The sequence below is a fragment of the Streptomyces sp. NPDC058375 genome (assembly GCF_042723425.1).
GTDB classification, from domain to species: Bacteria; Actinomycetota; Actinomycetes; order Streptomycetales; family Streptomycetaceae; genus Streptomyces; species Streptomyces durocortorensis.
In genome coordinates, this window is sequence record NZ_JBHXJG010000201.1 from 1 (window position 1) to 13,791 (window position 13,791).

General features: G+C 68.5%; 14 protein-coding genes and 3 pseudogenes. 10 read left to right on the forward strand and 7 right to left on the reverse strand.

The genetic code is table 11. From position 1 onward, the window contains the following. The first annotated feature begins 674 nt into the window (after positions 1-674). The 6 genes from ACFWM7_RS26190 (at position 675) to ACFWM7_RS26215 (ending at position 5,952) form a co-directional block, all read left to right on the forward strand. The gene (locus ACFWM7_RS26190; protein WP_383264733.1) at positions 675-1,166 is read left to right on the forward strand and encodes a glycosyltransferase; all 492 of its coding nucleotides are present in this window, start codon (positions 675-677) and stop codon (positions 1,164-1,166) included. Beyond that, positions 1,166-1,570, forward strand: a complete 405-nt coding sequence (locus ACFWM7_RS26195) for a glycosyltransferase family 2 protein (protein ID WP_383264736.1) — start codon at positions 1,166-1,168, stop codon at positions 1,568-1,570. The genes ACFWM7_RS26190 and ACFWM7_RS26195 overlap by 1 nt, the downstream gene beginning before the upstream one ends. Positions 1,571-2,184: 614 nt before the next feature. Next, a complete protein-coding gene (locus ACFWM7_RS26200) occupies positions 2,185-3,744 on the forward strand; it encodes an FAD-dependent oxidoreductase (RefSeq protein WP_383264739.1) in 1,560 nt (519 codons plus the stop codon). Between the two features lie 295 nt (positions 3,745-4,039). Beyond that, positions 4,040-4,366, forward strand: a complete 327-nt coding sequence (locus tag ACFWM7_RS26205; RefSeq protein ID WP_383264742.1) for a plasmid stabilization protein — start codon at positions 4,040-4,042, stop codon at positions 4,364-4,366. A 71-nt stretch (positions 4,367-4,437) separates the two neighbouring features. Continuing rightward, positions 4,438-4,623, forward strand: coding sequence for a hypothetical protein (locus ACFWM7_RS26210; protein WP_383264744.1), 186 nt, complete (start codon positions 4,438-4,440; stop codon positions 4,621-4,623). Positions 4,624-4,752: 129 nt separating this feature from the next. Beyond that, a complete protein-coding gene (locus tag ACFWM7_RS26215; protein WP_383264764.1) occupies positions 4,753-5,952 on the forward strand; it encodes a cytochrome P450 in 1,200 nt (399 codons plus the stop codon). Between the two features lie 11 nt (positions 5,953-5,963). On the opposite strand, the gene ACFWM7_RS26220 is transcribed toward ACFWM7_RS26215, so the two are convergent. Then, on the reverse strand, positions 5,964-7,052 hold the full coding sequence (locus ACFWM7_RS26220) for an aromatic acid exporter family protein (RefSeq protein ID WP_383264747.1): 1,089 nt from the start codon (positions 7,050-7,052) through the stop codon (positions 5,964-5,966). Between the two features lie 405 nt (positions 7,053-7,457). Between ACFWM7_RS26220 and ACFWM7_RS26225 the strand changes: the two genes are divergently transcribed. The 3 genes and pseudogenes from ACFWM7_RS26225 to ACFWM7_RS26235 all read left to right on the forward strand — a co-directional run bounded on the left by ACFWM7_RS26225 (position 7,458) and on the right by ACFWM7_RS26235 (position 8,367). After that, a complete protein-coding gene (locus tag ACFWM7_RS26225; RefSeq protein ID WP_383264749.1) occupies positions 7,458-7,880 on the forward strand; it encodes a CBS domain-containing protein in 423 nt (140 codons plus the stop codon). A 179-nt stretch (positions 7,881-8,059) separates the two neighbouring features. Further along, positions 8,060-8,110 (forward strand): annotated as a pseudogene (locus tag ACFWM7_RS26230) (hypothetical protein); the annotation flags it as partial. 140 nt (positions 8,111-8,250) lie between these two features. After that, positions 8,251-8,367 carry a hypothetical protein gene (locus ACFWM7_RS26235; RefSeq protein ID WP_383264767.1) on the forward strand — a complete coding sequence of 39 codons (117 nt, stop codon included), beginning with the start codon at positions 8,251-8,253 and terminating at the stop codon, positions 8,365-8,367. Between the two features lie 130 nt (positions 8,368-8,497). Here ACFWM7_RS26235 and ACFWM7_RS26240 read toward each other — a convergent pair. The 5 genes and pseudogenes from ACFWM7_RS26240 to ACFWM7_RS26260 form a co-directional block, all read right to left on the reverse strand. Beyond that, positions 8,498-8,677: pseudogene (locus tag ACFWM7_RS26240) on the reverse strand (glutathione-dependent formaldehyde dehydrogenase); the annotation flags it as partial. Positions 8,678-8,843: 166 nt separating this feature from the next. Beyond that, the gene (locus ACFWM7_RS26245) at positions 8,844-9,539 is read right to left on the reverse strand and encodes an Asp/Glu racemase (protein ID WP_383264752.1); all 696 of its coding nucleotides are present in this window, start codon (positions 9,537-9,539) and stop codon (positions 8,844-8,846) included. Between the two features lie 180 nt (positions 9,540-9,719). Further along, positions 9,720-10,256, reverse strand: coding sequence for a cysteine hydrolase family protein (locus ACFWM7_RS26250; protein ID WP_383264754.1), 537 nt, complete (start codon positions 10,254-10,256; stop codon positions 9,720-9,722). A gap of 69 nt (positions 10,257-10,325) precedes the next feature. Continuing rightward, positions 10,326-11,252: a non-homologous end-joining DNA ligase gene (gene ligD / locus ACFWM7_RS26255; RefSeq protein WP_383264756.1), complete on the reverse strand. Its 927-nt coding sequence runs from the start codon at positions 11,250-11,252 to the stop codon at positions 10,326-10,328. A 515-nt stretch (positions 11,253-11,767) separates the two neighbouring features. After that, on the reverse strand, positions 11,768-12,184 hold the full coding sequence (locus ACFWM7_RS26260; RefSeq protein ID WP_383264759.1) for a CBS domain-containing protein: 417 nt from the start codon (positions 12,182-12,184) through the stop codon (positions 11,768-11,770). 201 nt (positions 12,185-12,385) lie between these two features. Between ACFWM7_RS26260 and ACFWM7_RS26265 the strand changes: the two are divergent. Beyond that, positions 12,386-12,472: pseudogene (locus ACFWM7_RS26265) on the forward strand (DUF6480 family protein); the annotation flags it as partial. 108 nt (positions 12,473-12,580) lie between these two features. Here the strand turns inward: ACFWM7_RS26265 and ACFWM7_RS26270 are convergent. Further along, positions 12,581-13,543 carry a tyrosine-type recombinase/integrase gene (locus ACFWM7_RS26270; RefSeq protein WP_383264761.1) on the reverse strand — a complete coding sequence of 321 codons (963 nt, stop codon included), beginning with the start codon at positions 13,541-13,543 and terminating at the stop codon, positions 12,581-12,583. Positions 13,544-13,791: the final 248 nt, after the last annotated feature.

The window sequence follows — 13,791 nt, forward strand, 5'->3', positions numbered from 1 at the left end:
CACCCCCCAGGTCATCCCTTCGACAGGGGGCAACAGTCATACCGGACCCGGAGGCCAGCGGCCCCATTGCAGGACCACGAAAAACATAACGGGGCATGCTGCCCTGTGCCACCGTGCCTTGATCATGTCCCAACGAACCTTGACGCACGCGGGTTTGCATCAGCGAAGTTTGATTACGCCTGGTCAGGGGCGCAGCAAGGTGCTGTCCCTCACGGAGTTTCGCCATCCGTCAGCTTAGCCGTCGGCGGTGACGTGCCACGGCGAATCGCGGGTAATCGCCCACTCGCGGCTGCGGCTGACGGTGCCCAGCCCCAACCTATGGAAGAGGTCAGGCTATGGAGACCCTCTACCTGGCCGCCGACAGTCCGACGCCCTTCTGGCCAACTGGGGCGATCATGATCGTCGTCATCACCCTGGTCACCGTATAAATCGGGGCATGGCGTAGTCGCAGGGTAAAGCAAGGCAAGAGGTACTAGGGCACACGTCGACACGGCCGACTGGCACGGGCGTCACCGTGGGGAAGTCATCACAATGAGTGAGCTGCCTCCCGGCGTTGAAGGCGTCGTTCTCGGGGATGTGGTGGCGGGCCATGAGGATGCCCACTGGCCGGCGCACTGGCGAGCCAAGACGGTCCACACCGGCGCGTTCTCCCGCTTCGACGGCCGCCCGCCCCCGTGCCCGCCGAGACCCCCACGGGGCGGGGGCGCCCGTGGCAGGTGCTGCTGCTGATGGGCTCCGGCGGGAGCGACGTCTTGCCCGGCGAGGTGAAGGCCGCGCAAGCGGCGACCCCCGGCTGGGAGTGGACGACGCTCGGCGGTCGGAGCGGCTGGTCGACCGATCCATGGCCCGCCCTGTGCGCAGCAGACGTCGTGGTCACCCACGCGGGCCAGAATGCCGTCGCCGAGTGCGCCGCCGCGCGCCGCCCGGCCATCGTCATCCCGCAGGAGCGGCCCTTCGGCGAACAGACAGCGACGGGGCGCGCCCTGACGCGTGGCCGACTCGCCGCGGTCGCCGACCGGTGGCCGGCGGCCGAGGAGTGGCCCGCACTGCTCGAACAGGTCCGCGCCCTCGGCGGGGACCTGTGGTCACGCTGGGCGCCGGGCGACGGCGCCGCCCAGGCCGCGACCGCCCTTGCCGCCGCAGCCCAAGGAGAGCGAGCCCTCTGATGCGCACCGCCGTGATCACCCTCGCCGCCGGCCCGCATCGGCATCTTGCCCTGCAACAGGCCGGGCTGGCGGCCGGCTCACGCACGCCGGACCAGTACATCGTCGTCGCTATGGACGACGCGGGCCTGCGTGCCGTCCTCGCCGACCGGCGGCCCGCCGCGACCATCGTCGACTGCCCGGTGCGCGACGGGGCCCTGCCGCTGGCCCGGGCCCGGAACCTCGGCGCCGCCCACGCCCTGGAGCACGGCGCCGAGTACTGGTCTTCCTGGATGTCGACTGCGTCCCCGGTGAACGGCTTCTCGACCGCTACGCACAGGTGGCCCGCGGCCCCGCCCACCGGCACTCCCTGCTCTGCGGTACCGTCGCTTACCTGCCGCCCCCGCCCCCGGCCGGCTACCGCCTGACCGACCTGCCGAGGCTCGCCGGGCCCCACCCCGCCCGTCCGGCTCCCGCGCCCGACGAAACTCAAGAGGGCACGGACCACACGCTGTTCTGGTCACTGTCCTTCGCCCTGACCGCCGACACCTGGCACGCCGTCGGCGGCTTCAGCGAGGAGTACGAGGGGTAAGGCGGAGAGGACACCGACTATGGCCAGCGGGCCCGCGCGGCCGGCGTCCCGCTCACCTGGGTGGGCGGCGCACCAGCCTTCCACCAGCACCACCCGGTCTCCAGCCCGCCGGTAGGGCATCTCGACGACATCCTGCGCAACGCCGAAATCTTCCACCGCCGCTGGAGGTGGTGGCTTATGGCCGACTGGCTCGACGCGTTCGCAGACCGCGGACTGATCCGCTGGAACCGATCCAGCTCACGTCGGGAACGCACTCCGCCCACCAAAGCCGACGCGACCACGACGGACCCTGGGCTGCATCGGCCATGACGGAGCACACCACGCAAGGGTCCATCACCGCCGTCGTGAGAGGCGAGCCCCAAATGCTTCCACGGCGCACAAGTACACCCATGTGGTCGCCGGGCCCGTGGCTGTCGGCATCTTCCCCACGGAACGAGGAACACGCACTGCATGAACACGCACCGCACATCCGCCCCTGAGCCGCTTCCGGGCCGCGACGAGTCGTACTGGATGGCCACGAGCCCGCCCACATCTTTGCCCCCGCTTCCCGCGGACACGGAGACGGACGTGGTGGTCGTGGGCGGCGGCATCGCCGGGCTCAGCACCGCCTGGGAACTCGTCCGCACCGGGCTTCGTGTGGTCCTCCTGGAGGCCGACCGCATCGCCGCCGGCGTCACCGGCCACACCACCGCCAAGGTCTCCGCCCTGCACGGCCTGGTCTACGGCCGGCTCCTGCGTACCCGTGGGCTCGATGCCGCCCGCATGTACGCCCGTTCACAACAAGGTGCCGTCGAACGGATCGCCGCTGTCCGCGACGAGCTGGACATCGACTGCGCGTGGGAGCGACGCCCGGCCTTCACCTACACCACGCAGCCCGAGAACCGTTCCGCACTGCAGGCAGAGGCATCCGCAGCCCAGGATGCGGGGCTGGACGCCCGGTACGTCGAACAGACCGGGCTGCCCTTCGACGTGGCGGGAGCGGTGCAGGTCGAGGGACAGGCCCAGTTCCACCCCCGGGCCTATCTCCTCGCCCTGGCCGACGACTTCCGGGCGCACGGCGGGATGATCCATGAACGGAGCCGGGTAACGGGCCTGCACGAGGGAACCCCCTGCCGGGTCACCACCGAGGCCGGACACACGGTGACCGCGCGGCACGTTGTTGTCGCCACCCACTATCCCGTCTTCGACCGGGCCCTGTTGTTCGCCCGCCTCTCACCACGCCGGGAACTCGTCGTCGCCGCGCCCCTCGCCGCCGACCAGGATCCGGCCGGCATGTACCTCACGCAGGACGACGGCAAACGGTCCGTACGCACCGCGCCTCACGGCGACGACGGACAACGGCTGCTGATCGTGACCGGTGAAGGTTTCACCCCGGGTGAGGGCGACCCGGCCGCCGGCTTCGCGCGCCTCGACGCGTGGATGCACGCTCACTTCCCCGTGGGCGACACCGCCTACCGCTGGGCGGCCCAGGACAACGACGTCAGCGACACCGTGCCGATGATCGGCCGCTACCACCCGGGCGCCCGGCACACCTACGTCGCCACGGGCTTCGGTGGATGGGGCATGAGCGGCGGGGTGCTGGCCGGACAGCTCCTCACCCGGCTCATCCACGATGAGGAGCCGGTGTGGGCGGGTCTGTACGACCCGCGAAGGCTCTGGAGCGCGGTGCGCGAGGCCCCCGCTTTGCTCAAGCAACAGGCCGACGTGGCGCGTCATTTCGTGGGTGACCGCCTCGCCACCACCCACGTCGACTCGGTCGCCGAGATCGCCCCGGGTACGGGAGCGGTGGTACGGATCCACGGCAGCCGGTGCGCCGTCTACCGTGACGAGGCCGGTACCGCGCACGCCGTCTCGGCCCGCTGCACCCACCTCGGCTGTCTGGTCGCCTTCAACGCGGCCGAGACGGCCTGGGAGTGCCCGTGTCACGGCTCCCGGTTCGCCACGGACGGATCGGTCCTCCAGGGCCCCGCCACCCAACCACTCGCGCCTCGCAACCCGACGGAGAAGTAGCACTCTGTTCTGGCCGCCGTTGGGCATCGCATCGCCTACGTGAGTGGTCCGGGCGGCGTCCACCTGCAATGGGGCTGGGGCCAACGGAGTGCAGGGCGCGGCAGGGGCCGATGGCCGCTCTCGCCGCACTGCGCGCCCTACTCATCCGTTCGGTCGCTGTCTGCTCGCACACCTACCAGGACTCCGCGTCAGATGGGACCACTCCGGATCCTGGATGAGAGGTTCACCGGAGGGTACGCGGAAGGGCGTCGGGCAGCCCGCCCGGTGGCCCGCATCGGTCTGGAAGGAGTACGTCATGCCGCAGCGTTCCAGCAAGAAGCGTGAGCGTCAGTACGAGCACATCAAGGAAGGCGCGGAGAAGCGCGGGACCTCCGAGGGCCGTGCGAAGGAGATCGCGGCGCGCACCGTGAACAAGGAGCGGGCTCGTTCCGGCGAGTCGAAATCGGCCGGCAAGACTTCCACGCGGGACAAGAAATCCGCGTCGCAGCGCGGCGGCGAGCGCTCCCACACCGGCTCCCAGGGGCCGACAAAGGATCAGTTGTACGCGGAGGCCAAGAAGCACAACATCGACGGCCGGTCGTCCATGAACAAACAGCAACTGGCCAAGGCCCTCGGCCGCTGACCGACAACCCCGGGGGCCGGGGCGGGCCCGCCGCCCCGGTATCGGCGGACGCCACGTGATGAAGGAGGCCCATGAGCGCCCACCGTCCCAAGCACGAGCCCGCACAGGACGAGGAGCACCCCGCCACGGCCGGCGAGGAGGTTCCGCACGAGGCGGAAGGGGCCGCGACGAGCGTGGCGGACGTCGGGGGGCGGGGGGCTGATGCGCTGTGCCCGAACGAGGACGCGCAGGAAGACGTCCACCATCGCGGGGCTTGACCTCTGCCCTCGCAAGATCCGTTCTCAACCCATCCGCGTACTCGCGCATCTGTGTACATCTCAGCACCCGGTGCACGGCAAGTTCGCAGCAGACGGAGGCTCTACGTGTTCGACAGCAGCTTGGCATTGATGGCCCAGGGATACGCGTGGTTGCCCGATCGTCGTCGACGCAGCGGCGGCAAGCCGGTGCACTGTCGCCTCATGGGTAAGAACGCTGTGGCCCTCCATGGCCCTGAAGCCGTGCGCTTCTTCTACGACGAGAGCCACATCGAGCGCCATGGCGCGTTGCCGGGCCCCGTTCTCGACACTCTCTTCGGACGAGGGGCCGTGCACACTCTCGACGACCGGCGTCATCGGGTACGCAAGGCTCTGTTCATGTCCCTGCTCACAGACCGAGGCGGGCTCAGCTCCCTTGCGGGGCACCTGAGGGCTGAGTGGGACCTTGCCCGGCAGCGGTGGGCAGGCCGCGACCAGGTAGTGCTCTTCGATGAGTCGAGCCTGCTGCTCACGCGCGCCGTCTGCGCCTGGTCCGGCGTGCCCCTCAACGACGTCGGCACCGAGGAGATGGCCCACGACCTGGTGGCCATGGTCGACGGCTTCGCCTCGCCCGGGCCCCGTCACCTGCGGGCCCGCCGTGCCCGTAGCCGTCAGGAGGAACGTCTCTCCCGGCTTGTCGAGGCGGTCCGCAACGGGACGGAAGAGGCTCCTGCGAATTCGGCCCTTGCCACCGTGGCCGCCCACCGTGACGCCGAGGGGCAACCGTTGGATCCGCGTACTGCGGCGGTCGAGGTCCTGAACGTGCTCCGCCCGACGGTCGCCGTCACCTGGTTTTTGACCTTCGCCGCGCATGCCCTGCACCGCTGGCCCGAACACCGCAAGCCCCTCGCCGCCGGTGACGCGGCCTACGCCCGCGCCTTCGCCCACGAGGTCCGGCGGTTCTACCCCTTCGCGCCCTTCGTCGGCGGTCTCGCCGCAGACGATCTGCTCTGGGACGGGCAGGACATTCCCGCCGGCAGCATGGTCCTGCTCGACCTGTACGGGCAAAACCACGACCCGGATCTCTGGCCGAAGCCGTACACCTTCGACCCCGGCCGTTTCGTGGGTCGCGAGCCCGACCGCGACGAACTGGTGCCCCAAGGTGGAGGCGACCCCGCCACCAACCACCGCTGCCCGGGGGAGGACGTCACGCTGACCGTCCTCGAAACCCTCGTCCCCCTACTGGCCTCCCATCACTACGACGTGCCCGACCAGGACCTCAGTATTCCGCTGCGCCGCATGCCCACGGCGCCCCGGAGCGGCTTCGTCATGACGCCCCTGCCCCCCGCGTAGCCCGGGGCCGGTCACGCCCGTACCCAACTGTGGAGGGTGTCGCTCGTGTACTGGATCTCCTCCATGAGGCGGGTGGCCTCGATGACCAGGGCACCGTAGGGCCGGGTGGGGTCAGCCAGCGGGAGGGATCGGGCCCCGGCGGCTTCGGCGACTTCACGGCGCCGTGTCAGCGCGTCGCGGACCAGACCGTCCAAATTCTCCGTCTGCCGGCCCAGTTCCTTCTCGTCCAGGGCGCTCAGCGCGTTGGCGATCGTGGAGATGGCTTCGAGGAACGCCGCGTACCGGTCCAGGAAGTGGCGGTACTCGTGCTCGCTCTCCTCTTGCCCCCACTGATCGAGACTTCGTGTCAGGGAGGCGAGCTGGCTCAGGGTACGTTCCAGGGCGTTCAGCACCGTCTCGTATCCCTGGAAGGTCAGATGCCCGCGATGGCGCTTCAGCAGCCGTCGAGGGTTGTAATGGATGCTTTCCTCGGCGGTGCGCAGGCCCGCTCTGGCCTGCGCGATCAGGCCGTCCGACTGATTGGCGCGCTCGCGCCAGCGCGCGGTGGTGTCCGCATCCGGTGCGCCCTCGCGCAGGACCGGGTGTATGTCGGCGGTGAGGTCGCAGAGCGCTCGGGCCAGGATGCGGACGCTGTACTCGGCGCTCCGGTAGCGCAGCGGCGGGGCGATGGTGATGTTGACCGCAGTGCCGATGACGCAGCCGATGAGGACCAGGAGCACGATCTGCCCCAGCTGTGAGATGCGGGTCATGTTGTCGGTGGTGCTGCTGTAGGTGGAGAACGCGAAGAACGCAGCGGTGGCTGCCTGTGGCCCCTGCACCCCCAGCACCCTTGTGCGTCCGATCGACAGGGCGATGATTGCCACCAGCACGAAGGTCAGCAGATCTGGGCCGGCGAGGAAGCCGAGCGCCGCCTGTACGGCAACGCCTGCCGCGACCGCGCCGACGTAGCGCAGCGACTGTGTCACGGACTGGTAGACCGTGGCATACATGATCATCACTGCGGAGAACGGGGCGAACGCCGGGGACTGCGCGTCAAGACCGTAGTAGGAGACGATCCAGGCGAGCGTGGCCGCCAGGGTGCTCTTCGTGACCAGCAGCACGCTCTGGCGCTCGGAACCCGCGTAGTGGATAGCCCGCCCCCACCACTGCCGCCACTGTACGAACCACCCAGACGACTCCTGAGCGTCCGTCCGTCCAGCCGCCACATCGAACTCACTTTCTTCGGCTCTTCTCCAAGGCTCGACCTGGAGCCCACCGGCGGCTCACAGGCACCCTCAGCGGATCATGCTTTGTGCCCTTGCGCGTCATGCCACTTCGCCCCATGCCCCGACTGCACGGGGCCACTCGCACTCCTTCACGCTTCAAGGACAGAAAACGTCCGAGTCGTGAGGAACTTCCGACCAACCTGTTTCACCGGTGCCGGACCCGGTCACCCGAAGCGGGACGGTTCCGGCGCCGAACGCGTGCGGGAGCATCCGGAAGCAGAGATGGGACGGCGATTCGCCATGGCCACCACGACGGCACGGGACATCATGACCGGCGGCGCGCAGTGCGTGCAGGCGCACGAAAGCGCCCTCGACGCGGCACGCAAGCTGACAGAGTTGCAGGTGGGTGCCCTGCCCGTTTGCGGCGAGAACAACCGGCTCATCGGCGTCATCACCGACCGGGACATCGTGGTGCGGGTCCTCGGTAAGGGGCTCGCTCCGGCGGAGGTCGAGACGGGCACCCTGGCCCAGGGGGAGGCCGTCACGATCGGCGCGGACGACGACGTCGACGAGGTCTTCAAGACCATGACGCAGCACAAGGTCCGACGCCTGCCGGTGATCGACGGTACCGCCCTCGTGGGCATGGTCGCGCTCGCAGACGCCGCCCGCGCGCTCGACGCCCCCGACGCGGGTCGCCTCGTCGCCGCACTCTCCACCGACTGAGGCCCGCCGGGCAGACTGGCACATCGTTTCCCAGGAGTTTTCCCGCATGGCTTACCACACCAAGGGCGCTCCCAAGAACTGCCGGGCGGCGGACAAGCTGGCCGGGAAGGTCGCACTGATCAGGGTGACTCGCTCAGTTGACGGCCTCGGAAGAGGCCCTCAAGGGAGGCGGCCTGATGATGGACTACGCCGCTTCCAAGGCGGCCGTCGTGGTCTTCACCAAGTCCATCGCCCCGCACCGGGTGAAGAAGGGCATACGGGCCAACGTCGTCGCTCCGGGGCCTACGCGTGGAGCGCGCTCAATCTGGCCGGCCAGCGCTTCACCGACGACTACCTGGCGAACCTGGGCGCCCAGACGTCCCTGGGGCGGGTGGCCCAGCCCGAAGAGATCACGCCAGCCTACGTCTACCTTGCCAGCGACGCGGACTCCAGCTACACCAGCGGCGAGACCATCGCGGCCACCGGCGGATACACGGACTCCCGCTGAGGACGACGCAGGCCCCCGGCGACACCCTCCTGCGAGTCGCCGGGGGCCCGGGGCGGGGGCCGCCCGCGGGATCCGACGGAACCGCCCTGGTGGCCGCGTGTCCGCGGCCAACCGATGGGCCGACCCGGGCTCAGGGCTTGAGGAGCGTCTTGATCATTCCGTCTTCTTTGTTCTGGAACATCTGGTACGCCTTGGGGCCGTCTTCCAGCGTCATGGGGTGCGTGGCGAAGGCGTCGACGCCGAGCGGGTCCTCGTCGGTGAGCAGCGGCAGGAGGCCGCCCACCCAGTGCTTGACGTTGGCTTGCCCCACGATCCACAAGTGCAAGGGCAGGCCCCACCACAAGCTCTGTGCTCGCCCGCCCGTCCCCCCTAGGGAGAGCCTGGCAGAAACGCACCCGCGACCCTGGGGCTCTCCGCGGCCGCCGCACATGGAGGCTTTCCGGCTCCAGTCGCGGCCCTAGCCGGGGGTACTCACATCAGCCGGTTCGGTCGAGGAGCCGCTGGCGAGGGCCGTGCGCCCGTTCGCCCACCGCTCCGAGCAACGCCCAGGCGGTGGCTTGGTTCGCGCTGACGACGGGTTTGCCGAGGCGTTCTTCGAGGCGGGGAAGCGCGTCGTAGGTGGGCAGCGTGGTGCAGCTGATGAACACGGCGTCGGCCCGCGGGTGATCTCCCCCGATGACGGTGTCCACCACCTGTTGTTTCTCCACGGCGTAGACGTCCTCGACCGCATCGAGCCTCAGCCCTGTGAGGGCCACGACGTCGAAGCCGGAGGTGTCGAGGTAAGTGGCCAGCAGCCCATCGACCGGTCTCTGGTACGGGTGAACCACCGCGAGACGCCGGGCGCCGACAGCACGGAGCGCGTCGCTCACCGCTCCACTCGTCGTCACAACCCGCTGTGCGCCGTACGCCAGCATCGCTTCCCGCAGTGCCCGCTCGCCGACCACACCGTCGACGAAGCTACAGGCAGTGCACAGATACGCCACAGCCTCCGCTCCACGCTCGACGAGTTCATGGACGGGCCGTGCCAGTAGGCCCGCCCGGCCGAGACGGGAGACGAGCTCTAGATTATCCCGGTAGGGGACCTCCCCGGTGTAGGTCATCGTCCACTGCACATTCGGCGGAATCCACCGGCTCAGCTCCTTCTGACGTGTGAAGTCATAGGAGGCGACCATCCCGACGTGTCGCCCTTCCGTAGTACGAGGGCTTCGCTGACGCATGTCCTCGACGCTAACGCGGCAGCGGTGGTTCGTCTTCGACCAGGGCCCGTGATGCCGCCAAGCGCCTCACCGCCGACACGAGTGATGCGCGGAGCCTTCTCCTGGTGGCGCCGGGCGACAGGTGCTCACCGCCATTCACAGCTCGACCTGCTCCACGCTCATGACATCCGCGCCCATGTTGCGCTCCATCATCTGGAGCGCCGCGTTCGCCAGATCGTCGTGGATAGCCGCGACAGCATCCTGGACGACGATCACGTCCAGATGCCTGATGTGGGCATCCAGTGCGGAGTAGAGCACGCACTGCTCGGTGACCTGACCCGAGAGGATCACCTCTTGCACGCCCAGTTGGGAAAGGAGATACGACAGGGGCGTCTCGTAGAAGATCGAATGCCGGGCCTTGACCACGAAGAGTGATTCCTCATCGGGTCGAAGCGGCTCGACCAACTCGGCATGCTGACCCGCGAGTGCGGTTTCGACGATCTCTCCGTGGTGGGAGCGCCATTCACCGAAGTTGTCGTTGACATAGATCACCGGAACGCCTGCGGCCCGGGCGCGCTCCAACAGCCGGACGATAGCGGGCACAGCCTTGCGGACCCCGGGCAGAAGCAAGTCTGCGTCGGGGTGCTCGTACGTATTGATCATGTCGATGACGATGACCGCGCTCCTACTCATGGACTGATCGCCACCCCGGGTGCGTGGAACGGGCATGAAGGCACGCCCCCCGAGCCGGCCCGCTGCCCGTCACTTCGCACCACCCTCGCTCTGTACCAGTCCTCGCAGGCGCCGGTTCGCCGCAGTGACGCCGCGTCCGTGGCGCGCGAGCCCCTCCCACGGGTCCTTCTCCAAGCGGTCGCCGAGGTCGGTCACCGTCCACCGCCGGGCGGTCAGTTCGGGGTCGTCCAGTTCGTCCCAGCCCAGCGGCACGGCCACGGGTGCGCCCGGCCTGGACCGGACGCCGAACGGCGCGACCACGGTCTGGGCGTAGCCGTTGCGCGCGACATCCAGATACAGGCGCCCCTTGCGGGCGTCCTTGCGGGGCTCGGTCGTCAGCTCCTGCTCGTACCGGGAGGCCAGTGTGCGGGCCGTTGCGCGTGCGAGCGCGAGCACGTCGTCGGCGTCATCGCGCCGGTTCAGCGGTACGACGGCGTGCAGCCCGCGTGAGCCTGTGGTCATCAGGCCCGAGGGAAGGTCCAGCTCCTCGAGCAGTTCGTGCAGGCGGTGCGCCGCTCGGCGTACGGGTTCGAAGTCGTCAGCGGGCGGGTCGAGGTCGAAGACCAGACGGTCGGGGCGGCGCGGTTCGTCGGCGCGGCTCAGCCAGCGGTGCGGAGTGATGCACGCCTGGCCCGCGAGATAGACCAAGGTCGCGGTGTCGTCACAGACCACATGCGTGACTTCGCCGTCTTCCTTGTCGACCGTGGCACGACGGATCCAGTCGGGGAAGTAGTCGGAGACCTCCTTCTGATAGAAGCGGTCTCCGTCGATGCCGTCCGGCATCCGCTCGAGCATCAGGGGCCTGCCGCGCAGTTCGGGCAGCATCCGTGGCGCCACACGCCGATAGTGCTCGGCGAGATCGGCCTTCGTGATGCCGTCCTGCGGGAACAACTCCTTGTCGGCCCGCTTGACGTTGACCTTGCGTCGCCCGATCCGTAGCTCGACGTCTGGACTCACGCCCCCGCCTCCTCCTTCGCGCCGGTTCTCTTGCTGTCCCGATTCCCTGCTCCCCGAGCCGATCGAGGAAGCGGAGTGCCTCCGGTGGCGATCATGATCTCTGCAGTGATGAAGCTCGCGTGCTCCGAAGCCAGGAACACATACCCCTGCTTCAAGCCATCTCGTACTACTGACCACGTCAGAAACCCGTTGCGTGGGGTGGGGCGGCCCGCCGAGCGGACGGCGCCACACCACACGGGACGAGTTGCAAGTGCCGTCGGTGGTAGGGGGCCTAACTGTGCCAGGCAGGACAGGTCGCCACCCCGCGACTCGTCGAACTCAGTCGCGATTGGCCCTTCGCGCGAGCGATCAAGGTGGATCTTGGCTATCCCGCCCCACCCATACCATCACTGAACGTATATGCGTGGCTACGCCGCCCCGTCAGCTGCCTGTGTCAGCGCCGACCGGTCGGCCACGCTGACGCCCCGGCCCTGCGGTCGGCCGAGGCGTGTAAGGAGCGGGGGCGGCGGGCCGGCTCAGTCGGTGGAGAGCACCTCAATGAGGTAGCCCACGTCGGGGTCGGGCAGGGAGCGGGCAACGTCGGCGGTGGCGACCATGCCGACGAGGGTGTGCCCATCGATGACCGGCAGTCGGCGGACCTTATGCGCGGTCATCGTGCGCAGGATCTCCTCCGCCCGGTCGTCGGCGCCGATGGTGACCGCCTCGCCTTGAGCCAACTCGCCAGCCGTACAGCTGGCGGGGTCCTTGCCGACGCCGAGCACCTTGGTCACGATGTCGCGGTCGGTCAGCATCCCCTTGAGTTTGTTGTCCGTCCCGCAGATCGGGAGGGCACCGACACCGAGCTCCGTCATCTTCTTCGCGGCGTCCAGAACGCTCTCCTTCTCACCGACGCACTCGGTCCCGCCGGTCATGATCTCGCGTGCCGTTGCCATGGCGCTTTCCCTTCGTAGGGGTGGATAGGTCGGTGGCGCTGCGGGTTCCCCTCCCAGGGCGTTCCTAACGCCGCATTCCGCACTCGAGGGGGTGCGGCGCACTACGGCTCGATGCCCCCGTTCGAGCCTTTGGGGTGTGGCGCGGCCCGGAGGGGTACCCGGTGGACATGACCATGGGAAACCCCAACCCACCCCCGCGAGACCTCCGGCCTGGAACCGGGCGGTTCCGTCCCCGCCGGTGACACGCCCCCTGTCGAGGGCAGCGCCTCCGGGCCATACGCGGACTAGCCGCCTGCAGCTTGGCCGAATCGTGGCCGTTTCCGCTGGTCAGCGGCCACGCGAGGCATGTACCACCAGCAGACGAAGAACCTGTTTTTTTCTCCTCAAATCCGGAAATCAGGCTGCTTCCCAAAGGCCGGCGTCCAGGACCCGGGCAGCCTTGGTGATGCTGCCCGGCATCAGGTGCCGGTAGGTCCGGTACGTCTCCTCAATGGACTTGTGACCCATCCACTCCGCCACGTCAGTGATGGGAATGCCTTTCCCGAGAGCGTTCGAGGCGAAGTAGTGCCGGAAGCCATAAATCCCCCCTTCCTCCGGCGGCAGGTCCGTGAAGAGCTTCCTCACCCGGCGCCGCTCCATGCCTTCGGTGAAGTAGCCTCCCGGACCGCGCAGCAAATACCCGCCCTTCGTGGTGCCGTGCTTCTCCGCATACCGCTCGATCGCGTCCCGCACCGACCGTGGCAGCGGCACCTCGCGGAACTCGCCCGTCTTGCGGTGCTTCAGCTTCGCCGGCTTGAACGTGTTGGAATGGATCTGCTCACGCACCCGGTACACGTCCTGCGCCACAACGTTGTTGACGTTCACCGCCCGCGCCTCACCGTTGCGCGGGCCGCATCCCGCCATCATGACAATCTCCAGCGCCAGGTCCTCATCGGCGACGGCCAGTGCTTTCGTCACGTAGCCAAGGGAGGGAACGGCAACCGTTCCCCGAACGTATTCGGGCTCCTGGATCCCCTTCACCGGGTCGTCCGCCATGGCCCCCTTGGTGTACGCGTCTCGCAGGACAGTCTTGAGGACCCGAAATATGTTCACCTGGTTCCCGCGGCCGACTCCGTCGCCTTCCATCTCGTCCAGGAACCGCTCGACCACGATCGGTGTGACCGCGTTCAGCTTCCGCGACCCCAGACGCGGGACAATGTGCACGTTGATCGAACTGTCGACGTGCTCCCCCGTGGAGTAATCCGTCATCTTCCGCTGCCGAGCCCGCCACTGCTTCGCGTACTCCCCGACCGTCAGCTGACCCAGTTCACGGCGGGCCGCCGCCACAGTCGGCGCTGTGGTCTTCTTCTCCCCGTACACCTGCGTGAGGCGCTCGATCGCATCATCCTGCGTGGCGTATCCGGACTCCTCGTGCTGCTTGCCGAGCGCGTCCCGGAAACGTATCGAGTACGGGTGAGGGCAGCGGGTGGGCTTCGCGCAGCCGCAGTCCTTTAAGACCGTGTCCTACATGGCCAGTTGGCGGTTGTGCTGTTCATGGGAAGTGGACGGTGGGGATGGATCGTTCCGGACGGACTGTGGGAGATAGCGAGGCCGTTACTGCCGTCGGC